At 71.7% G+C, this 21498-nt stretch carries 18 protein-coding genes; 9 read left to right on the top strand and 9 right to left on the bottom strand.

Annotated elements, in window-relative coordinates; translation table 11 throughout:
* Positions 1-75: 75 nt before the first annotated feature.
* The 4 genes from ABZ297_RS09200 to ABZ297_RS09185 all read right to left on the bottom strand — a co-directional run bounded on the left by ABZ297_RS09200 (position 76) and on the right by ABZ297_RS09185 (position 3415).
* Positions 76-696 carry an MBL fold metallo-hydrolase gene (locus tag ABZ297_RS09200; protein WP_355341873.1) on the bottom strand — a complete coding sequence of 207 codons (621 nt, stop codon included), beginning with the start codon at positions 694-696 and terminating at the stop codon, positions 76-78.
* Complete coding sequence (locus tag ABZ297_RS09195) at positions 697-1782, bottom strand: S-(hydroxymethyl)mycothiol dehydrogenase (RefSeq protein WP_355341870.1); 1086 nt, start codon at positions 1780-1782, stop codon at positions 697-699. It abuts the gene before it with no gap.
* 240 nt (positions 1783-2022) lie between these two features.
* Positions 2023-2535: a PH domain-containing protein gene (locus ABZ297_RS09190; protein WP_355341867.1), complete on the bottom strand. Its 513-nt coding sequence runs from the start codon at positions 2533-2535 to the stop codon at positions 2023-2025.
* A 58-nt stretch (positions 2536-2593) separates the two neighbouring features.
* Positions 2594-3415, bottom strand: a complete 822-nt coding sequence (locus ABZ297_RS09185) for a biotin--[acetyl-CoA-carboxylase] ligase (RefSeq protein ID WP_355341864.1) — start codon at positions 3413-3415, stop codon at positions 2594-2596.
* A 67-nt stretch (positions 3416-3482) separates the two neighbouring features.
* On the opposite strand from ABZ297_RS09185, the gene ABZ297_RS09180 reads away from it, so the two are divergent.
* The 3 genes from ABZ297_RS09180 to ABZ297_RS09170 all read left to right on the top strand — a co-directional run bounded on the left by ABZ297_RS09180 (position 3483) and on the right by ABZ297_RS09170 (position 7720).
* A complete protein-coding gene (locus ABZ297_RS09180) occupies positions 3483-5687 on the top strand; it encodes an FdhF/YdeP family oxidoreductase (protein ID WP_355341861.1) in 2205 nt (734 codons plus the stop codon).
* Complete coding sequence (gene fdhD / locus ABZ297_RS09175; RefSeq protein ID WP_355341858.1) at positions 5684-6523, top strand: formate dehydrogenase accessory sulfurtransferase FdhD; 840 nt, start codon at positions 5684-5686, stop codon at positions 6521-6523. Before ABZ297_RS09180 ends, fdhD begins: the two co-directional genes overlap by 4 nt.
* Positions 6524-6637: 114 nt before the next feature.
* Positions 6638-7720 carry an epoxide hydrolase gene (locus ABZ297_RS09170; protein ID WP_355341855.1) on the top strand — a complete coding sequence of 361 codons (1083 nt, stop codon included), beginning with the start codon at positions 6638-6640 and terminating at the stop codon, positions 7718-7720.
* Positions 7721-7734: 14 nt separating this feature from the next.
* On the opposite strand, the gene ABZ297_RS09165 is transcribed toward ABZ297_RS09170, so the two are convergent.
* The 3 genes from ABZ297_RS09165 to ABZ297_RS09155 form a co-directional block, all read right to left on the bottom strand.
* A complete protein-coding gene (locus ABZ297_RS09165; protein WP_355341852.1) occupies positions 7735-10356 on the bottom strand; it encodes a phosphoenolpyruvate carboxylase in 2622 nt (873 codons plus the stop codon).
* An 80-nt stretch (positions 10357-10436) separates the two neighbouring features.
* Positions 10437-11999, bottom strand: a complete 1563-nt coding sequence (locus tag ABZ297_RS09160) for a hypothetical protein (RefSeq protein WP_355341849.1) — start codon at positions 11997-11999, stop codon at positions 10437-10439.
* Positions 11999-12772 carry an ABC transporter ATP-binding protein gene (locus tag ABZ297_RS09155; RefSeq protein ID WP_355341846.1) on the bottom strand — a complete coding sequence of 258 codons (774 nt, stop codon included), beginning with the start codon at positions 12770-12772 and terminating at the stop codon, positions 11999-12001. The genes ABZ297_RS09160 and ABZ297_RS09155 overlap by 1 nt, the downstream gene beginning before the upstream one ends.
* A gap of 36 nt (positions 12773-12808) precedes the next feature.
* On the opposite strand from ABZ297_RS09155, the gene ABZ297_RS09150 reads away from it, so the two are divergent.
* The 3 genes from ABZ297_RS09150 to ABZ297_RS09140 all read left to right on the top strand — a co-directional run bounded on the left by ABZ297_RS09150 (position 12809) and on the right by ABZ297_RS09140 (position 15643).
* Positions 12809-14395: an acyl-CoA carboxylase subunit beta gene (locus ABZ297_RS09150; RefSeq protein WP_355341843.1), complete on the top strand. Its 1587-nt coding sequence runs from the start codon at positions 12809-12811 to the stop codon at positions 14393-14395.
* A complete protein-coding gene (locus ABZ297_RS09145; protein WP_350803622.1) occupies positions 14392-14592 on the top strand; it encodes an acyl-CoA carboxylase subunit epsilon in 201 nt (66 codons plus the stop codon). Before ABZ297_RS09150 ends, ABZ297_RS09145 begins: the two co-directional genes overlap by 4 nt.
* Before the next feature lie 109 nt (positions 14593-14701).
* Positions 14702-15643 (top strand): NYN domain-containing protein, encoded by a 942-nt coding sequence (locus tag ABZ297_RS09140; protein ID WP_355341840.1) that lies wholly within the window; start codon positions 14702-14704, stop codon positions 15641-15643.
* Here the strand turns inward: ABZ297_RS09140 and ABZ297_RS09135 are convergent.
* Positions 15601-16608 carry a DUF5937 family protein gene (locus tag ABZ297_RS09135; RefSeq protein WP_355341837.1) on the bottom strand — a complete coding sequence of 336 codons (1008 nt, stop codon included), beginning with the start codon at positions 16606-16608 and terminating at the stop codon, positions 15601-15603. The genes ABZ297_RS09140 and ABZ297_RS09135 overlap by 43 nt on opposite strands.
* 60 nt (positions 16609-16668) lie before the next feature.
* On the opposite strand from ABZ297_RS09135, the gene ABZ297_RS09130 reads away from it, so the two are divergent.
* From ABZ297_RS09130 to ABZ297_RS09120, 3 genes are all read left to right on the top strand, one after another.
* A complete protein-coding gene (locus ABZ297_RS09130) occupies positions 16669-17901 on the top strand; it encodes an MFS transporter (RefSeq protein ID WP_355341834.1) in 1233 nt (410 codons plus the stop codon).
* 204 nt (positions 17902-18105) lie between these two features.
* Positions 18106-19725: an AlkA N-terminal domain-containing protein gene (locus tag ABZ297_RS09125; RefSeq protein ID WP_355341831.1), complete on the top strand. Its 1620-nt coding sequence runs from the start codon at positions 18106-18108 to the stop codon at positions 19723-19725.
* Positions 19722-20222 carry a methylated-DNA--[protein]-cysteine S-methyltransferase gene (locus ABZ297_RS09120; RefSeq protein ID WP_355341828.1) on the top strand — a complete coding sequence of 167 codons (501 nt, stop codon included), beginning with the start codon at positions 19722-19724 and terminating at the stop codon, positions 20220-20222. Before ABZ297_RS09125 ends, ABZ297_RS09120 begins: the two co-directional genes overlap by 4 nt.
* 39 nt (positions 20223-20261) lie before the next feature.
* Here ABZ297_RS09120 and ABZ297_RS09115 read toward each other — a convergent pair whose 3' ends face one another.
* Entirely contained in the window at positions 20262-21422 is a 1161-nt protein-coding gene (locus ABZ297_RS09115; protein WP_355341825.1) for an MFS transporter, read from the bottom strand.
* Between the last annotated feature and the right edge of the window lie 76 nt (positions 21423-21498).

Genomic DNA, 21498 nt, shown 5'->3' with positions numbered 1-21498 from the left:
TCAACAGGGGAAGGTTAGGCATGCCTAAGGTACCCGACTTTGGTTAGGCATGCCTACGTTAGCCCCGTCACATCTCTAATGCCCCCGGGCCAGCCACTCCTCCCGGTGCGGCGCCTCGGCGCCGATGGTGGTGGAGTCGCCGTGGCCGGTGTGCACGACGGTCTCTGCGGGCAGGCCGAGCAGCCGCCGCGTGATCGACTCCATGATGGTGTCGAACGACGAGTACGACCGGCCGGTCGCGCCGGGGCCGCCCTTGAACAGCGTGTCGCCGCTGAACAGCGCGCACAGGTCGGGCGCGTACAGGCAGACCGCTCCTGGGGAGTGGCCCGGCGTGTGCAGCACCTCCAGCGTGATCCCGCCCGCCTCGATCTTCTCCCCGTCGTCGAGCGGCGCGTACGACAGCCTGTCGCCGTACACCTGCTCCCACAGCACCTGGTCGGCGGGGTGCAGCCGGATCGGCGCGCCGGTGCGCTCGGCCAGTTCGGCGGCCGCGTCGATGTGGTCGTTGTGCGCGTGCGTGCAGACGATGGCCCGTACGGTCCGCTCGCCCACCCGGTCGGCGATGGCCTTCGCGTCGTGCGCGGCGTCGATGACGACCACCTCGCGGGCGTCGCCGACCAGCCAGACGTTGTTGTCGACCTCCCAGGTGCCGCCGTCGAGCGAGAACGTGCCGGAGGTGATGACCCTGTCGAGCATCTAGAGGATCACCACCGAGCGGAGCACCTCGCCGCGGCCCATCCGGGCGAACGCCTCCTCGACCTGCTCGAGCCCGATCGTCTCGGACACGAACCTGTCGAGCGGCAGCCGGTTCTGCAGGAACAGGTCGATCAGCATCGGGAAGTCGCGCGAGGGCAGGCAGTCGCCGTACCAGGACGACTTCAGCGACCCGCCGCGGCCGAACACGTCCAGCAGCGGCAGCTCCAGCGTCATCTCCGGGGTCGGGACGCCGACCAGCACCACCGTGCCCGCCAGGTCGCGGGCGTAGAAGGCCTGTTTGTACGTCTCGGGCCGGCCGACGGCGTCGATCACCACGTCGGCCCCGAAACCGCCGGTGAGGTCGCGGACGGCCTCGACCGGGTCGTTCTCCCGCGAGTTGACGATGTGGGTGGCACCGAAGTCTCGTGCCCATTCCAGCTTGCGGTCGTCGACGTCCACGGCGATGATCCTGGACGCGCCCGCCAGCGAGGCGCCGAGGACGGCCGCGTCGCCGACGCCGCCGCAGCCGATGACGGCCACGGTGTCGCCGCGCGTGACGTTGCCCGTGTTCAGCGCCGCGCCGAGCCCGGCCATCACGCCGCAGCCGAGCAGCCCGGCCACCTCGGCGGGCGCCTCGGCCGGCACCTTGGTGCACTGGCCGGCCGCCACCAGCGTCTTCTCCAGGAACGCGCCGATGCCGAGCGCCGGCGACAGCTCGGTGCCGTCGGCCAGCGTCATCTTCTGCGCGGCGTTGTGGGTGGCGAAGCAGTACCAGGGACGCCCGCGCAGGCAGGCCCGGCACTGGCCGCACACGGCCCGCCAGTTGAGGATCACGAAATCGCCCGGCTCCAGCCCGGTGACGCCCTCGCCGACGGCCTCCACGACGCCCGCCGCCTCATGGCCGAGCAGGAACGGGTAGTCGTCGCTGATGCCCCCCTCGCGGTAGTGCAGGTCGGTGTGGCAGACCCCGCAGGCCCGCACGTTCACGACCGCCTCGCCCGGCCCCGGGTCCGGCACCACGACCGTTTCGACGGAGACTTCCTGGCCTTTGCCTCGGGCGATGACGCCCTGCACTTCGTACGGCATGGCAGCCATCTTGTGTCAGGAGGATGGCCTCCGCAAGACATAGGGCTGCACCACGCCGAGCCCGCGTGCGGGCCGCCGCCTGATCTTGTGGAGCTCGGCCGCCGGGTTCCCGTCGGGCTCGCCGGCGAACGCCGAGTCGACCACGACTGGTGTGGCGGGCGGGCGCGCCGACGAGCAGCCGGTCGATCTGCTCGGCCGTGGGCCTGCCCGGCGGCGGCTCCGGCGAGCCCGCGCCCGAGGTCATCTCTCGTCGTCGTCGCCGTCGGAGGCGTCCTCGACCAGCCTGAACAGGTCGGTGCGGACGTCCTGGATGTGGGGGATGTCGCGCAGCACGATCTGCCCCCTGTCGCCGGCGGACTCGACGGTGAGCGTGCCGCAGCCGAAGAGCCGTTCGACGAAGGTCTGGTCGGAGCTGACCGTGTTGACCTTGGTCATCGGGATCTCGTCGGTCGACTTGTTGAGCACGCCGGTGCTGATCGTGAAGCGGTGCGTGGTGAGCACGTACCCGGTGTTCTTCCACTGCAGGTAGGGCACGAACGACCAGACCGTCAGCAGCAACAGGGCGATGACCCCGACGGCGAGCCTGGCGTAGAAGGCGTACTCCCACTCACCTGGGACGAGGAACAGGCCCGCGCCCGCGGCCACGGCGATGAGGACGAGCGCGATGAACGGGACGACGAGTCGCTTCCAATGGGGATGGAAGGACCGGATACGGCGTTCACCCTGCGTCAGGTGATGGTCCGGGATGGTCATGCGCAAATCGTGCCACCTCGGCGGGCGCGCGGCCACGAGGTTGGGACGAACCGCGTGGCTACGCGCTCGGCCGGACGTGGACGACCTCGCCGGCGCTCAGCGTGTGCCGCCTGCCTCCGGCCTCCACCACAAGGTGCCCGGCGCCGTCGATGCCGGTGGCGTGCCCCGTCAGCACCTCTCCGGCCGGCAGCTCGACCCTGACGTCGCGCCCGACGGTGGCGCTGGCAGCCAGGTAGGCGGCCCGCAGCCCGCACGCCTCGGCGTCGCCGCCCGCCTCCTCCCACTCGCGGTAGTGCGTCTCGACCTCCCGCAGGACGGCTCTGAGCAGCGGGTCTCTGTCGAGGCAGGCCGCCTTCTCCAGGGCCAGGGAGGTGGCGGTCTCGACGGGCAGCTCGTCGCGCCTGAGCGTCACGTTCAGGCCCATGCCGATGACCACCGCGTCCTCGACGCGCTCCGCCAGCACCCCGGCCAGCTTGCGCTCGCCGATCAGCAGGTCGTTGGGCCACTTGAGGCGGACGTCCACCTCGGCGAGCCTGCGTACGGCCGACGCCGCCGCCACGCCGAACAACAGCGACAGCCAGCCCTGCGCGGCCACCGGCACGGACGGCGTGAGCAGCACGGAGAACGTGAGCCCGGAGCGCGGCGGGGCGGCCCAGGTGCGGCCGAGCCTGCCCCTGCCGGCCGACTGCGCCTCCGCCACCAGCACCGCGCCCTGCGCCGCTCCCGCTCGGGCGGCCTGGGCCAGGTCGGCGTTGGTGGAGCCGGTGGTGTCGACGACGGTCAGGCCGGTCCACAGGCTGCCGGGCCGCACCAGGGCGCGGATCAGCGCCGCCTCGGAGAGAGGCGGGCGCTCAAGGTCGGAGTATCGCGAGTCGGGCACCATTCCATCTTCGCGGATCGCCCGACGCCCGCTGTCGCCGGAGCCCGGGCGAGGGGAAGATGAGACCATGAGCAGACGTCTGGACCCGCGTAACTGGGCCTCGTGGCGGCCGTTCGGCCTGGGCCTGCGTAAGCCGAACAACTACCTGGAACTGGTGCGGGCGTTCCGCTCGGTCAAGGGCAACCGGCGGTACGCATGGCGGATTCTCAACCAGGGCACGTGCGACGGGTGCGCGCTGGGCACCCAGGGCATGCGCGACTGGACGATGGACGAGATCCACCTGTGCAACATCAGGCTGCGACTGCTTCCCCTGAACACGATGCCCGCGCTGAAGTACCGGACCTTGCGTGACGTCTCCGGGCTCGCCGGGAAGAAGAGCGCGGAGCTGCGGGAGCTGGGGCGGCTGCCGTATCCGATGCTCAGGCGGGCGGGCGAGCCGGGCTTCACCCGAATCTCCTGGGACGAGGCGCTGCGCGTGGCCGCCGACGGGCTGCGCGGCGCGCGTTTCGGCGCGTACCTGACCAGCCGCGGCGTGCCGAACGAGAACTACTACGCCGCGCAGAAGGCGGTGCGGGCGCTCGGCACGAACAACATCGACAACGCGGCACGGGTCTGCCACTCGCCCTCGACGGTGGCGCTCAAGCAGACGATCGGCGCCGCGGCCACCACCTGCTCCTACAGCGACTGGATCGGCTCCGACCTGATCGTCTTCATCGGCTCGAACCCGTCGAACAACCAGCCCGTGGCGATGAAGTACCTGTACCACGCCAAGAAGGAGGGAACCAGGATCGCGATGGTCAACGCCTATCGCGAGCCAGGCATGGACAGGTACTGGGTGCCGTCCAACGCCGAGTCGGCGCTGTTCGGGACGAAGATCACCGACGAGTTCTTCGGCGTGAACGTGGGCGGCGACATCGGCTTCCTGAACGGCGTGCTCAAGCACCTGGTCGAGCACGGCTGGGTCGACAAGGAGTTCGTCGAGGAGCGCACCTCGGGCTTCGAGGCGGCGCGGCAGGCGGTGGCGGCGCAGTCGTGGGAGGAGCTGGAGGCGCTGTCCGGGGCCACCCGCGACGACATGTTCAGGCTGGCCAGGCTGCTCGGCGAGGCGCGGTCCGCGGTGCTGGTCTGGTCGATGGGCATCACGCAGCACAGCTACGGCGAGGACAACGTCAGGGCGATCGTGAACCTGGCGCTGGCCCGCGGCTTCCTGGGGCGCGACAAGTGCGGGCTGATGCCGATCCGCGGGCACAGCGGCGTGCAGGGCGGGGCCGAGATGGGCGCGTACGCGACGGGCCTGCCGGGCGGCCTGCCGATCACGCCAGAAAATGCCACGAAATTTACTGATATATGGGGCTTCGAGGTCCCCGCGACGCCCGGCCTGACCGCGACCGACATGATCGACGCGGCGCACGCGGGCGATCTGGACGTCCTCATCTCCTCGGGCGGCAACTTCCTGGAGGTCCTGCCCGACCCCGGCTACTGCCGGGAGGCGCTCTCGCGGCCGCGGCTGCGGATCCACATCGACATCGTGCTCTCCTCGCAGATGCTCGCCCCTTGCGAGGGGGACGTCCTGCTGCTGCCCGCCCAGACCAGGTACGAGATGGTCGGCGGGGTCACCGAGACCTCGACGGAGCGGCGGATCATCTTCTCGCCCGAGGTCGAGGGGCCCAGGATCGGCGAGGCGTGGCCGGAGTGGAAGATCTTCACCGAGCTGGCCGCCCGCACACGTCCCGAAATTTCGGGACAGGTGCGGTTCGCGGGCACCCCGCAGATCCGCGCGGAGATCGAGCGCGCCGTCCCGTTCTACCAGGGCATCGCCGACCTGCGGGCCTTCGGCGACAACGTCCAGTACGGCGGACGGCACCTGTTCGCCGACGGCCGCTTCCAGACCCCCGACGGGCTGGCCAGGTTCTCGGCCGTGCAGCTGCCCGCGCTGGAACGCCCCGACGGGACGTTCATGGTGGCCACGCGGCGCGGCAAGCAGTTCAACAGCATGGTCCACGAGCGCCTCGACGGCTTCAACGGCGCCACCCGCGAGGCCGTGCTGATGAGCGGGTACGACGCCGACCGCCTCGGCCTGCCCGACGGCTCCCCCGTCGAGCTGCGCTCCGGCGAGCGCTCCTACCGGGGCAGGGTGCTGCGCGCGCCGGTGATGCCGGGCAACCTGCAGATCCACTGGCCGGAGGGGAACGTCCTGCTGGACGAGTCCAGGCGCTCTCCCGACGCGCGGATCCCCGACTACAACGCGTGCGTCACGGTGCGTCCGCTGTGAACACCAGGCCGGGCCCCACCACCCGCGTCAGGATCCGGGAGATCTCCGGCGCCGTCGTCCGCGATCGCCGCGACGACCTGGCCACCGAGGAGCCGCTGGAGATCCGGCTCAGCTCGCTCGACGGTGCCCGCCGGACCGTCGCCATCACCATGCGCACCCCCGGCCACGACTTCGAGCTGGCCGCCGGCTTCCTGCACGGGGAGGGCCTGGCGAGCCCGGAGGGCGTCGCGGCGATCGGTTACTGCACCGACGAGGACGTCGCGCCGGAGGCTCGGTACAACACGGTCACGGTGCGCCTGCACGGCCCGATCCCCGACCTGCCGGCGCTCGACCGCCACTTCCTCACGTCCAGCGCGTGCGGCGTATGCGGCTCGGCCAGCCTGGACGTACTGCACGACCGCTGCCGTCCGCTGCCGCGCGGCTCGCTGGAGCTGGCGCCCGAGGTCCTGTACGCCCTGCCGGACCGGCTGCGCAAGGCGCAGGGCGTGTTCGGCAAGACGGGCGGGCTGCACGCGGCGGGCCTGTTCACCAGGGCGGGCGAGCTGATCGCGCTCAGGGAGGACGTCGGCAGGCACAACGCGGTCGACAAGCTCGTCGGCTGGGCCGCGCTCGACGGGCGGCTGCCGCTGGCCGAGCACGTGCTGATGGTCAGCGGCCGGGCCAGCTACGAGATCATGCAGAAGGCCCTGGCGGCGGGTGTGCCGGTGGTGTGCGCAGTGTCGGCCCCTTCGTCGCTGGCGGTGGACCTGGCCAGGGACTTCGGGATGACGCTGGTCGGGTTCCTGCGCGGCGAGCGCTGCAACGTCTACGCGGGCCAGGAGCGGATCAGCCTGTAGCCTCCCTCGCCACACCTCCCGGACTTCCAGGCCATATGAGTGGAATAGATGATTCCGTTCTGCTAATCTATGAACAGAACGATCCGTTCCATTCCTTGACCGAGAGGGCCACCGATGTCCGAGATCCGCCCCTTCCGCATCGAGATCCCCCAGGCCGACCTCGACGACCTGCACGCCCGCCTGGCCCTGACCCGCTTCACCCACGAGATCGCCGGCGCCGACCAGGGCGTCACCGTCGAGCGGGTCAAGCGGCTCGTCGGCTACTGGCGCGACGGCTACGACTGGCGGGCGCAGGAGGCCAGGCTCAACGCGTACCCGCAGTTCACCACCGAGATCGACGGGCAGAACATCCACTTCCTGCACGTCCGCTCCGGCAACCCCGACGCCCTGCCGCTCATCCTCACGCACGGCTGGCCCGGCTCGGTCGTGGAGTACCTCGCCGCCGTCGAACCGCTGTCGCGCCACTTCCACCTGGTCATCCCGTCGCTGCCCGGCTTCGGCTTCTCCGGCCCGACGACCGAGCTGGGCTGGAACAACCTGCGCATCGCCGCCGCGTGGGCCGAGCTGATGGCCAGGCTCGGCTACGAGCGGTACGGCGCGGTGGGCAACGACGCCGGGTCGATGATCTCGCCCGAGCTCGGCAGGGTCGCCCCGGAGCACGTCGTGGGAGTGCACGTGACCCAGCTGTTCTCCTTCCCGTCAGGCGACCCGGCCGAGTTCGCGGACCTGAGCGAGGAGGAGCAGGCGGGCCTGGCCGTGCTCGACTGGTTCTGGAAGGAGAAGGGCGCCTTCAACGTCCTGCACTCCCAGCAGCCGCAGACGCTGGCGCACGCGATCGCCGACTCCCCCGCCGGCCTGCTGGGCTGGCTCGTCCAGCTCTTCGACGAGGACCTCGACGACGACTTCGTGCTGACCAACGCGGCGATCTACTGGTTCACCGGCACGGCCGGCTCCGCCCTCCGCCTGTACTGGGAGAACGCCCGCGCCGAGCAGCCGAAGCAGCCCACCACGGCGCCCACCGCGCTGGCCATGAGCGAAGGCGACTTCGCCTCGATACGCCGCTTCGCCGAGCGCGACCACCACGGCATCGTCTCCTGGAAGACGCTGGACGCCCCGGCCCACGGCCACTACACCGCGCACACCGCGACCGAGGCGCTCACCTCCGACATCCGCGCCTTCTTCGACGGCCTCCGCTGAGCCCCGCGGGCCTGTCAGCCGGTGTTCTGCAGGCCCGCCGCCACGCCGTTGACCGAGAGGAGCAGGAGCGTCGACAGGCGCTCGCGCTCCTGCTCGGAGACCTCGCCGGTGCGCAGCGCCCGCAGCGCGCGCAGCTGAAGGTGCGACAGGGCGTCGACGTACGGGTCGCGCAGCTGGACGGCGCGCGAGAGGACCTTGCGGTTCTCCAGCAGGCGGGTGTGGCCGGTGACCCGCAGCACCAGGCTCCTCGTCCGGTCGTACTCCTCCAGCACCTGCCCGGTGAAGTCCTCCCGGCCGCCGAGCGCCAGGTAGCGTTCGGCGATCGAGCGGTCGGTCTTGGCCAGCGACATCTCCGCGTTGTCGAGCATCGCGTTGAAGAGCGGCCATTCGGCGTACGCCGCCTGGAGCTCCTCCAGGGAGGCGACCGCCGCCAGCCCGGTGCCGAGGCCGTACCAGCCGGGCAGGTTCACCCGGGTCTGGGCCCAGGCGAACACCCACGGGATGGCGCGCAGGTCGTCGAGCGAGCGGGGGGCGCCCAGGCCGCGGCGGGCCGGGCGGGAGCCGAGGCGCAGCGAGCCGATCTCCTCCAGCGGGCTGACCAGGGCGAACCACTCGGGGAAGCCGGGCGCCTCGGTCAGCGACCGGTACGCCCCCTCGGAGGCCGTCGCCACCTGCTCCGCCAGCGAGCGGAAGCGGTCGGCGGCGGCGGCCGTGCGGGCGCCGACCGACGGCGACGAGGCCAGCAGCACCGCGTTCGTCACCTGCTCCATGTGGCGGCGGGCGATCGCCGTGTGCCCGTAACGGGCGAAGATGACCTCGCCCTGCTCGGTGACCTTGAAACGGCCCGCGACGGAACCGGGCGCCTGGGCGAGGACCGCGCGGTTGGCGGGCCCGCCGCCCCGGCCGAGCGCGCCGCCCCTGCCGTGGAACATGCGCAGGCGGACGTCGTTGCGCACTGCCCAGTCGGTCAGCCGCTCCTGCGCCTCGTACAGCCGCAGCGTGGCGGCGGCCGGGCCCAGCTCCTTGGCCGAGTCGGAGTAACCGAGCATGACCTCCATGCGCCGGCCCGTCTGCGCCAGCCGCTCGCGCACCTGAGGCAGCTCGAGCATGCCGGTCAGCACGTCCGGCGAGTTCTCCAGGTCCTGGCCGGACTCGAAGAGCGGCACCACGTCGAGCACCAGGGCACGCGCGCCCAGCGCGTGCTCGGCCAGCTCGTAGACGGCGGCGACGTCGTCGGCCGAGCGGGTGAAGGAGACGACGTAGCGGGAGCAGGCGGTGACGCCGAACCGCTCCTGGATCCAGGCGATCACCCGGATCGTGGCCAGCACCTCCTCGGTGCGCTCCGACAGCTCGCCACCGGCCCTGACCTCCTCCAGCGCCGCCGCGTGCACCTGGGAGTGCTGGCGGACCTCCAGCTCGGCCAGGTGGAAGCCGAACGTCTCGACCTGCCAGATGAGGTGCTGCAGCTCGCCGTACGCCTGCCGCTCGGCGTGCTCGGCCAGCGACTCCTGGGTCAGGCGCAGGTCGGCGAGCAGTTCGGCGGGCGAGCGGTAGGCGAGGTCGAGGTCGCGGCGGCGGGTGGCGGCGATGCGGGCGGCCACGAACAGCAGCCACTGCCGGTGCGGCTCGCGCGGCGAGCGCTTGGCCAGCTCCGAGACCAGCTCGGGGCTGGCGTCGGCGGCAGCCCCCAGCGCCGACCTGAGCGCGGGCGAGGCGGGGGCGAGCTGCGCGGTCGCGGTGAGCGTGCGGGCGATGCGGCTGGTCGCGGTCTCCAGCGCGGTCAGCACGTGCTCGGCCTGGATCTGGATGGTGTCGCGGGTGACCTTGGAGGTGACGTTCGGGTTGCCGTCGCGGTCGCCGCCGATCCAGCTGCCGTAGCGGATGAACGGCCTGGCCAGCGGCGGACGGGTGCCCGTGGCGTCGCCGAGCGCGGCGTCGAGCGACCGGTAGACCTGCGGGACCACGCGGAACAGCGTCTCGTCGAAGGCGGCCATGGCGGTGCGGACCTCGTCAAGCGGGTCCAGCTTGGTGGAGCGCAGCTGGGCCGTGCGCCACAGCAGATCGATCTCCTCCAGCAACCGGCGCCTGCTCTCCGCCCGTTCGGAGGCGCCGCGCCCCGGCGTGTTGTACTCGGTGAGCTGCCCGCTGACGCGCTGGATCGCGGTGACGACCGCGCGCCTGCGCGCCTCGGTCGGGTGCGCGGTCAGAACCGGGTGCAGCTCCAGGCCCTCGACCAGCTCAGCGACCCGCTCACGGCCCAGCTCCTGGACGGCCTGCGCCAGCGACTCGCGCTGCGCAGCGCCCTCGGTGTCGCGCTCGCGCAGCGTACGGATGCGGTAGTGCTCCTCGGCCAGGTTGGCCAGGTGGAAGTAGCAGGTGAAGGCACGGGCGATCTGGACGGCCCGTTCGATCTCCCATTCGGCGACCATGGCGGTGATCTGGTCGGCCGAGGCCTCGCCCCTGCGGGCGGCGATGACGGCCTTGCGCAGCCGCTCGACGTCGGCCAGCAGATCGGCCCCACCCTGCTCGGCGATCACCTGGCCGAGTAGTTCACCGAGCAGGCGCACGTCGTGGCGCAGCTCGTGGGGCATCTCGATAACGGCGGCATTTCGACCCTGGATCCCCTGGTCAATCATGATTCGAAGGGTATCGAGTCGGTCTGGGCGACCGAAGACCGGTCTCACCAAATGGACTAGACCAATGGTGTCGCCGGTACTCAGGTCGGCCGCGACACCGCCGCCACCAGCTCCGGGAGCCGTCCGAACCCGATCTTCGCCGCGAGCCGCCTGCCGAGCACCTCGGCGAGCAGCCCGTAGAACGGCGCGAGCACGAGAACCCAGAGGGCCCCGAAGACGAGCGCCACCACGAACGGCAGCGACAGCGCGGCGATGCCGAGCAGCGCCCCTATGGACGAGGCGAACGCCTGGCCGCCCTGCCCGGGGGCGGCGCCGCTGAAGGCGTTGAGCCGCTCGGGCACGGTGTACGGGATGGTCACGCTGGTCACGGCGCCGACGCCGAGCCCGATGCCGAGAGCGCCCCATCCGGCCAGCATCGCCGGGACGATCGCGCCGGGGTGCCCGGTGTACAGCCCGGCGGCGACGGCGAGCGCGGCGAGCAGCGGGGTGGCGAGCAGGGCGTTGGCGAGGTGCCGCCCGGCCAGGTCGGTGCGCAGCCCCTGCTCCGAGCCGCAGGCGACGACGTTCATCCACAGCGACGGGCCGTCGAGGCCGTACGCGTTGCCCGACTGCAGGGCGATCATCGTCGCTCCTGACGCGGTGAGGAGCACGGGCACCCACGTACCCATGGGCGCCCCGCTGCTGGTCAGCGAGAACGCGAGCACGACGGTGACCACGATGGCGACGAACCAGGACACGCGGAACCTGGGCTCGCGCCTGGTGTACTTCAGCTCCTTGGTCACCACGGCGGCCAGCGGCCCGTCGGGCAGGAAGCGGTCGACCAGCCCGCTCTCCCTGCGCACGGACGCGGCCCGGACGGAGGTGTCGGGCATGACCAGCGCCCGGCTCAGCGCCTTGATCCACAGCCAGCCGACCACCAGCACCACGACCGCCAGGACGGCCACCTCGGCCAGCCCGGTCAGCCCGCCGGCGGCCATCGCGTGCGCCGCCATGCCGGGCGGCGTCCATCTGAGGAGGCTCGCGGTGCCGTGCAGCAGCGCGGCGGGGTCGCCGAGGCCCCGGTTGAGCACCAGGTTCGGAAGCTGTGCGAGGAGCACCACGAAGATCGCCGACACGGCCAGCACGTCCCGGCCGCGCCGAGTGCGCATCGCGCCGGACAGCGACGTGGTGACCAGCCTGGACGTCACCAGGCAGAGCGCGAACTGGAGCAGCACGGCCGGCACCCCGAGCAGGACCCCGTCGACGCCCGTGGCCAGCCCGGCGAGCGCGCCCGCAGTCACGACCAGTGTCGCCGCGGGCCACACCCCGGTGGCGGACGCGGTGAACAGGCCGACGGCCAGCTCGCGGGTGCGCAGCGGGAACAGCGACAGCCGCGCGGGGTCGAGCGTGTCGTCGAGCCCGAAGGCGAGCAGCGGCACGATCATCCAGCCGATGAGGAAGAGCGCGTACGCGACGGTGACGAGGTCGGCCGCGACGTCGTGCGGGGCCAGCCGGAGCAGGGCCATCAGCAGGAAGCCGAACAGCGCCAGGACCACGGCCATGATCAGCGTGAAGACGAAGCCGAGCTTGCGCTGGACGTCGCCGCGCAGGTTCCCGGCGAGCAGGCGGAGCTTGAGCCCGCCGAAGAGCAGGACGGTGGCCACTACCGCTCCCTGGTCTGGGCGCCGAGCCAGGACAGCCCGGCGCCGCCGTCGTCGCGCCGGCCGCCGACCAGCCGCAGGAACGCCTCGTTGAGGCTGCTCCCGCCGCGGACCTCCTCCAGCGGGCCCTGCGCCACGATGTGGCCGCCGCTCATCACCGACACCCAGTCGCACAACCGCTCGACGAGGTCCATGACGTGGCTGGAGAAGACGACGGTCGAGCCCGACTCGGTGAAGCGCCGCAGCACCTCGGCGAGCGTGTTGGCGCTGACCGGGTCGACGCCCTCGAACGGCTCGTCGAGGAAGAGCACCGACGGGTTGTGCAGCAGCGCCGCGGCCAGGCCGATCTTCTTGCGCATGCCGGTGGAGTAGTCGACGACGAGCTTGTCGGCGGCGCCGTCGAGGTCCATCACGTGCAGCAGCTCGTGGGCGCGCCCCTCGACGTCGGCCTTGGGGATGCCGCGCAGTCGCCCGCAGTAGAGGAGCAGTTCGCGGCCCGACAGCCGCTCGAACAGTCTGAGCCCTTCGGGCAGCACCCCGATTCTGGCCTTGACCTGGACGGGGTCGCGCCAGACGCTGAGCCCGTCGATCTCGGCCTGGCCGCCGTCGGGGCGTAGCAGGCCGGTGACCATGCTGAGCGTGGTGGTCTTGCCCGCGCCGTTGGGCCCGACCAGCCCGGCGAAACTGCCCGCGGGGACGACCAGGTTGACACCCGCGACCGCGACCTGCGGCCCGTACCTCTTGAACAGACCTTCGGTGCGAACCGCGTGCGTCATGGATCCACTCTATGAGGAGGGATTACCCTTGCGCGCATGACAGCTGCCGAGGCCATGCCGGATATGCCGGACATCCACACCACCGCTGGCAAGATCGCCGATCTGGAGCGGCGGCTCGACGAGGCCGTCCACGCCGGGTCGACGGCGGCGGTCGAGAAGCAGCACGCCAAGGGCAAGATGACGGCTCGCGAGCGGGTGCTGGCCCTGCTGGACGAGGGCTCGTTCGTGGAGTTCGACGAGTTCGCCAGGCACCGCTCCACGATGTTCGGGCTGGAGAACCGGCGCCCCTACGGCGACGGGGTGATCACCGGGCACGGCACCATCGACGGCCGGCAGGTCTGCGTCTTCTCGCAGGACGTGACCGTCTTCGGCGGCTCGCTCGGCGAGGTCTACGGCGAGAAGATCGTCAAGATGCTCGACCTGGCGCTCAAGACCGGCTGCCCGATCATCGGCATCAACGAGGGCGGCGGCGCGCGCATCCAGGAGGGCGTGGTCGCGCTCGGGCTCTACGCGGAGATCTTCAAGCGCAACGTGCACGCGTCGGGCGTGATCCCGCAGATCTCGCTGATCATGGGCGCCGCGGCGGGCGGGCACGTCTACTCCCCCGCGCTGACCGACTTCGTGGTCATGGTGGACCAGACGTCGCACATGTTCATCACCGGGCCGGACGTGATCAAGACGGTGACCGGCGAGGAGGTCACGTTCGAGGAGCTCGGCGGCGCGCACACGCACAACACCAAGTCGGGCGTGGCCCACTACCAGGCCTCGGACGAGAACGACGCGCTGGAGTACGTCAAGGCGCTGCTGTCGTACCTGCCGTCCAACAACCTGGACGAGGCGCCCGCGCTCGAGGCCGCCACGGACCTGGAGCCCGACCCCGAGCTGGACGAGCTGATCCCCGACTCGGCGAACCAGCCGTACGACATGCACCGGGTGATCGAGCACGTGCTGGACGACGGTGAGTTCCTGGAGGTGCACGCGCTGTTCGCGCCGAACGTGGTGGTGGGCTACGGCCGGGTGGACGGGCGTCCGGTGGGAGTCGTCGCCAACCAGCCCATGCATTTCGCCGGATGTCTGGATATCAACGCATCCGAAAAGGCCGCCCGATTCATTCGCACCTGCGACGCCTTCAATATTCCGATCCTGACTTTTGTCGACGTACCGGGATTCCTCCCAGGAACCGATCAGGAATGGAACGGAATCATCCGGCGCGGCGCCAAGCTGCTCTACGCCTACGCCGAGGCCACCGTCCCGCTGGTCACCGTGATCACCCGCAAGGCGTACGGCGGCGCCTACGACGTCATGGGCTCCAAGCACCTCGGCGCGGACGTCAACCTGGCCTGGCCGACCGCGCAGATCGCGGTCATGGGCGCGCAGGGCGCGGTCAACATCCTCTACCGGCGCGAGCTGGCCGCCGCCGAGGACGCCGACGCCGAGCGGGCCCGGCTGGTGACCGAGTATGAGGACACGCTGGCCAATCCGTACATCGCGGCCGAGCGCGGCTACGTCGACGCGGTGATTCGGCCGGCCGAAACGCGGGCACAGGTTGTCAAGGCGCTCCGCGCGCTGCGGAACAAGCGCGCCTCGCTGCCGCCCAAGAAGCATGGGAACATCCCGCTATGAGTGGACATTTGAAGATCGTTCGGGGTGACGCCACCCCTGAGGAGATCGCCGCGCTCGTGGCGGTTCTCGCCACGCGAGAGGCCGAACCGGCGCCGCCGCCCGCACCCAGAAGTCAAACGTGGCGAAACCCGGCGAGAACGATGCGTAACCCACTCTCACCGGGGAAGTCGGCTTGGCGGATGAGCGGCCTACCCTAGATAGATCCAGCGAAACGGGTGTCAAGCTTCCCAGGAGTTGGGACTATCTAGAAAAGTAGGCACGTATATAGTCAGCCGATCAACGAACGCCGCGGCCTGGAGGACGAACATGGCCATCCCAGACCTCATGCCGCATCCTGTGGCAGCAAAGTACGCCGTCCTGGTGGACGTCGGATACCTGTACGCCGCCGCAGGTGAAGTCCTGCTTGGCGCCAAGGAGCGCAAGGAATACCGGGTGGCCGCCGATGAGCTCATCCAGAGTCTACAGAAACATGCCGAGGTACGAATTTCCGGCGAACTACTGCGGATCTATTGGTATGACGCCGCGCGCGACCGTGTGCCCACCGTCGACCAGCGCGTCATCGCCCAGCTTCCGTGGGTCAAGGTCCGGCTTGGCAACCTGAACGCGCGCGGACAGCAGAAAGGCGTCGACGCGCAGATCAGGAGCGATCTGGAGGCACTGGCCAGGCATCACGCGGTCACCGACACCATCCTGTTGGCGGGCGACGAGGACATGGTGCCCGCGGTGGAGGCGGCCCAGGCGTACGGGGTGCGCATCCACCTGTGGGGCGTCGAACCGCCGTACGGCACGAACCAGGCCGAACGGCTCGTGTGGGAGTCCGACACCGTAGAAGTGATCTCCGCCGATTTCCTGAGGCCCTTTTTCAGCCGTGCTCCCCAGCCCGTCCCGGTCACACCGCCGGCCGCCGCGCCGTCGCCCGCACAGGTCTTCGCCGGGCGCACTCCGGTCAAGCCGCACGTCAAGCCCGGCCAGGTGGCCAAGCTCGGGCCGAACCGCCCGCGCGTCGAGGACGTCGGCGAGCACGTGGCGCAGAAGTGGATCCTGACGCGCGGCCGCGACAACATCCGCGACCTGCTGCCGGGCCCGATCCTGCCGACCGTGATCGACACCGAACTGCTCATCGAGGCGGAGAAGGAGCTGGGGCACTCGCTGCGGCCCTTCCCCGAGGCCCGGGTCTGGCTGCGCGACGGGTTCTGGGCGCGCGTCTACCGGGAGTTCGACCTGGGTGTGGGCGTCTCGTCCAAGTAGTGGCCGCCCAGCAGGGCCTCGGCCGTGGCCGTCCGGGCGTACAGGACGTACCGCCCGGTGCGGTGGGCGGTGCAGAAACCGGCCCTGCGCAGCGCGGTGAGGTGCTGGTTGACGCCGGGCTCTGAGAGTCCGGCGCGCTGGGCCAGGTCGCGGGTGGAGGCGGGCTGGTCGAGTTCGACCAGCAGCCGGGCGCGCGTCCTGCCGAGCACCGCGGCCAGCGCCTCCGGCACGTCCAGCTCGCGACGCTCCCAGAGCGTGGCGATGCCGCGCGGCGGGTAGCGGACCGTCGGCTGGTACGGCGGGGTGGTGACCGAGAAGACCCTCGGCCAGGCGAACACGCACGGCACGAGCAGCAGCCCGAGCCCGCGCAGCGAGCGGTCTCCCGACACGTACCGGTGCTCCACGCGCAGCGTGCCGTCTTCCCAGGTGACGGCGGCGTCGAGGTCGGCCAGCATGCGCTGCGCACCGCCCTCAGCCAGCAGCCTGGCCCGGTGCAGGATCTCACCTTCGAGCAGCGCCCTGATCTTCGGCCAGTACGGCGCCATCGCCGCCTCCCAGTAGCCGGCGACCTCCTCCGCCAGGCGTTCCAGCCCCTTCTCCGGGTCGTCGTAGAGCGCCTGGACGCGCCTGGTCCTGGGGGTCCGGATGTGGTCGAGGTCCGTCCTGACGCGGCCGGCGGCGCCGCGCATGGTGGCCAGCTCCAGTTCCAGGTCCGGCATCGAGGTGGACGGCGGGGTGCAGGCGAAGCCCGCGATGGAGACCGTGGGGACAGGGACCAGGTCCGACAGCAGCCGCCAGTCGACGTCCTCCAGCCGCCTGCGCACCCGCTCGGCCCAGGGCCTGAGCAGCGGGTGCCCCGCCGGGTTCTTGACCACCCGCACGCTGGCGACGACCTCGCCGAGCGGGGAGACCGCGAAGCGGGTGTTGGCCACGTCGCGGGCCGTGAAGTGGAGATCCAGAGTCATGGATTCGCGTCTCACTTAATCGATGGCGCCGTCGAAGGCCATATCAGCATCGTTGGCGACATGACGGCAACAAGCTTGACCGAAGCGCCCCTGCTGCGGCAGCCCGGCTTCCGCGACCTCTACATCGCCGGCGCGGTCAGCCAGCTCGGCAGCCAGATCAGCTACGTCACCCTGCCCCTGCTCGCGGTCACCACGCTCGGCGCCGGGCCGGGCGAGGTGGGCCTGCTCAGCGCGCTGAGCACGCTGACGGTGCTGATAGTCGGCCTGCCCGCCGGCGCCTGGGTGGACCGGCTCAGGCGCCGCCCCCTGATGGTCGCCACCGACCTGGCCCGCGCGCTGGTGCTGGCGTCGGTGCCGGTCGGGTGGTGGCTGGGATGGCTGTCCATGGCGCAGCTCTACCTGGTGGCGATGCTGGTCGGCGCGGGGTCGCTGCTGTTCGACGTGGCGTCGCTGAGCCTCGTCCCCGGGCTGGTCGGACGCGAGCGGCTGACGGCTGCCAACTCGCTGCTGGTGGGGACCGGCGCGGGCATGGACATCGCAGGCAGGAGCGCGGCGGGCGTCCTGGTGCAGCTCGCCGGCGCGCCCGTGGCCATCCTGCTGGACGCGCTGAGCTACCTGTGGTCGGCCGCCTGGCTGCGCCGCGTCCACGAACCGCCGCCCGCCGTGAGCGACCGGCCCGCCCGCGAGTCGCTGCGCGGCCGGATCGTGGACGGCGTGCGCTTCCTGTTCGGCAACCCGGTGCTGGTCGCGGCCCTCACCCAGGGGACCATGGCGAACCTGGCGTTCCCGCTCTGCTCGGTGCTGCTGCCCGTGCTGATCGTCGAGCACCTCGGCTACCCGGAGTGGGTGCTGGGGGCGTTCCTGGCGGTCGGCGGTCTGGGAGTGCTCGCCGGATCGTCGGCCGCGCACCTGATCGGGCGGCGCTTCGGGACCGGCAGGGGCGTCTGGCTCGTCAGCCTGGTGACCACGCCGGCGGCGCTCCTGGTGCCGTTCCTCGATCGGGGCGGCTGGCTGGTGGCCGGGGCTGCGGCCTGGTTCGTGCTGACGTTCCGCACCGGGATCAACAACGTTCTGCTGGTCAGCCTGAGGCAGCGGGTGACGCCCGACGACCTGCTCGGCCGGATGACGGCCACGATGCGGCTGCTGCTGATGGGCGCCCTCGGCCTCGGCAGCCTGCTCGCCGGGCTGCTCGGAGAGGTGTGGGGGCTGCGCGCGCCGCTCTGGGCGGGCGGCGTCGTCATGGCGCTGAGCTGGCTCCCCCTCGCCTTCGGCCCCCTCCGCCGCCAACCCTGACCCCGCCCACTGGCTCACCCGTCCTCAAGCCATCGGCGACGGACCGGCCACGCGGGTCCGCACCCTCACCTGATCGCGGCGGCACGGCCCGCCCGCGGGTCCGATCTCCGCCAGTCACCCCCTGCGAGCTGGCGACCTGCGGTTTCACGGTCGTGTCCGATTTCCGCCAGTCACGGCCCCTGACGAGGACTTACGCTCGGAGGCATGTCACCACTAGAGCTCGACTTCGACTCCTGCTACCGGGCGGTCGCCGCCCGGGACGCACGCTTCGACGGACGCTTCTACACGGCGGTGACCACGACGCGCATCTACTGCCGTCCGATCTGCCCGGCCCGTACCCCGGCCTCGCGTAACGTCCGCTTCTACCGGCACGCGGCCTCGGCGGAGGCGGCCGGTTTCCGCCCCTGCAAGCGCTGCCGTCCCGAGTTGTCGCCGGGCGATCCCGGCTGGGACCTGCGCGGCGACCTCATCGGACGCGCGCTGCGTCTCATCGACGACGGCGCGGCGGACGAGCGCGGCGTGGCAGGCCTGGCCGTCCGCCTGCACATCACCGAGCGGCACCTGCACCGGCTGTTCGTCGCCGAGCTGGGCGTCGGCCCGCTGGCCGTCGCCAGGACGAAGCGGCTCCTGCTGGCCAAACAGCTGCTGACCGAGACGTCGCTGTCGGTCACCGAGGTGGCGTTCGCCGCGGGGTTCGGCAGCGTCCGCCAGTTCAACGCGACGATGCGCGAGACGTACGGCTTCACCCCGAGCGAGCTGCGTGCCACTGCGGGCGGCGCGGCCAGAGCGGCCGCCACCGACGGACGCGCCACCAGGAGGGCGGCCGGCGCGGGCAGGGCCGGCGGCGCGGCACCGGACGGCGCAACGCCGGGCCAGAACGTGGCGGGCCAGCCAGCGGGCCAGGCAGCGGGCCAGGCGGCGGACGAGGCGCTGACGGGCACGTCGCCCGGCGGCTGCCCGGCGGAGGCGCACGTGGTCGCCGCGCCCGCGACGCTCCGGTTGCGCCTGCACCGGCGCGAGCCGTACGACGCCGACGGGGTGCTCGCCTTCCTGGCCTCCCGTGCGATCCCCGGGCTGGAGGCGGCGGACCGGACGTCCTACAGCCGGGCGGTGCCCGGCGGGACGGTCACGCTCACCCCGCAGCCCGGCCACATCGCGCTGGACGTCGCCATCGAGGACACCCGGCAGCTCGCCCGCATCGTCGCCCGCTGCCGCCGCCTCCTCGACCTCGACGCCGACCCCGAGGCCATCGCCGAGGCGCTCCGCCAGACCTCCTTGGGGGCGCTGGTCGAGGCCCGTCCCGGCCTGCGGGTGCCCGGCACGTTCGACGGCTTCGAGCTGGCGGTGCGCGCCGTGGTGGGCCAGCAGATCTCGGTCGCCGGCGCCCGCACGCTGCTGGGCCGCATCGTGGCCAGGGCGGGCAGCCACACGCCGGAGGGCGGGGCCGGGGCCGGCAGCGGGCTCTCGCACCTGTTCCCCACGCCCGCCGAGCTGCTCCAGGCCGACCTGCAGGGGCTCGGCCTGACGAACCGGCGGATCGACACGCTGAAAGACCTGGCCACCCGCACGGCCGACGGCCGCCTCGACCTCGACGGCGGGCAGGACCCCGGCGAGGCCGTGGCCGAGCTGCTGGAGGTTCCCGGTATCGGGCCGTGGACCGCCAGCTACATCGGGCTGCGCGCGCTGCGCGACCCCGACGCGTGGCCCACCGGCGACCTCGTGCTCGACAAGCGCATGGCCGCCCTGGGCATCCCGCACGACCACATCGAGCGGTGGCGGCCCTGGCGGGCCTACGCCGCGCTGCACCTCTGGAGTTCATCATGATCTACGCTCAGGTCCTCCCCACGCCGATCGGGCCGCTGTCCCTGCTGATGCGGGAGGACGCGCTGGTGGCGGCGGGCTTCACCGCCGACCCCACAGAGATGTTCGTCAGGCTCGCGCTCGCCCTCCAGGCCGAGGGCCTGGACGTGGTGGACGATCTCGGCCCCGCCTCGCAGGCCGTCCGCGACTACCTCGACGGCGACCTGCTGGCACTGGACGCCATCCCGGTCGAGCAGCCGGGCACGCCCACCCGCAAGCGGCTGCACCAGGCGCTGCGCGAGGTGAAGCCCGGCACCACGGTGTCGTACGGCGAGCTGGCCGAGCGGGCGGGCCTGCCGAAGACGGCGGCCAGGGCGGCCGGGTCCGCGTGCGCGCAGAACCTGATCGCCCCGTTCGTACCGTGTCACCGGGTCCTGCCCACCACGGGCGGTTTCGGCGGCTACTACTACGGGGTCCCCGTGAAGGAGTGGCTGCTGGCGCACGAGTCCGGCAGGGCGTAGTCGCTCCGGGTCGCTCCGGGCCGCTCCGGGGCCGCCCCGTCAGGCTGGGACGGCCCTGTGGCGGCGGAACTGGACGCCGGCGAGGCCCGCCACCGCGAGTCCGGCCAGCCCGAGCAGGGCGGCGGACCAGGCGGGCGCGGTGTAGCCGAAGCCGGCGTCGATCGTGAGCCCGGCCGCGAAGGACCCGATCGCGTTCCCCAGGTTGAAGGCCCCGATGTTGGCCGCGGAGGCCAGCGTGGGCGCGCCCGCGGCGGCGTCCAGAACCCGCGTCTGCAGCGGCGGGACGGTGGCGAAGGCCGCCACACCGAACAGCGTGATGGCGACGACGAACGCCACCTGGCTCCCCGCCAGCAGCGCGACGGCCACGGCCAGCAACGTGAGCAGCCCGACCGAGCCGTAGATGGCGGGCATGACGGCCCGGTCGGCGAGCCGGCCGCCGATCAGGTTGCCCACCACCAGCCCGACCCCGAACAGCGCCATCACTACGGGCACCGCGCCGGGCGAGAACCCGCCGACCCCGGTCATGATCGGGGCGATGAAGGTGATCACGGCGAACACCGGCGCGAAGCCGAACACGGTCATGGCCAGCGCCAGCCAGACGCCGCCCTTGCGGAACGTGCCCAGCTCGCGCAGCAGGCCGCCCGACTCGGGGCGCGGCTGAGCGGGCACCAGCGCGAGCACGCCGATCAGCCCCACAACGCCGATCACGACCACGACCCAGAACGTGGCCCGCCAGCCGAACGCCTGCCCGATCCAGGTGCCGAGCGGCACCCCGAGCACGTTCGCCAGGGTCAGGCCGGTGAACATCAGCGCGATGGCGCTGGCTCGCTTCTGCGGTGCGACCAGGTCGGCGGCCACCACGGAGCCGACGCCGAAGTAGGCGCCGTGCGAGAAGGCGGCCAGGAAGCGTCCGACCATGAGCACGCCGTACGTGGGGGCGAGCGCGGACAGCAGGTTCCCGGCGATGAACAGCACCATCAGCGACAGCAGCATGGTCTTGCGCGACAGCCGGCCGCCGAGCATGGTCAGCGGCGGCCCGCCGACGGCCACGCCCAGGGCGTACCCCGACACGAGCAGGCCCGCGGCGGGGATCGTCACGTCGAAGTCCGCGGCCAGTTCGGGGAGCAGCCCGTTGATGATGAACTCGGTGGTGCCGATGCCGAAGGCGCTGATCGCGAGGGCGAACAGAGCGAGAGGCATAGAATACTCCTCAGGCGACGTTAGTAAGCGCGAGCATTATTTGCACACGCCGACTAACTCACCATACAAGCAAGCC

The organism is Nonomuraea sp. NPDC005983, from assembly GCF_040614375.1.
GTDB lineage: Bacteria > Actinomycetota > Actinomycetes > Streptosporangiales > Streptosporangiaceae > Nonomuraea.
The sequence above is the reverse complement of the archived record's forward strand: the minus strand, read 5'-3'. Positions and strand labels throughout refer to the sequence as shown.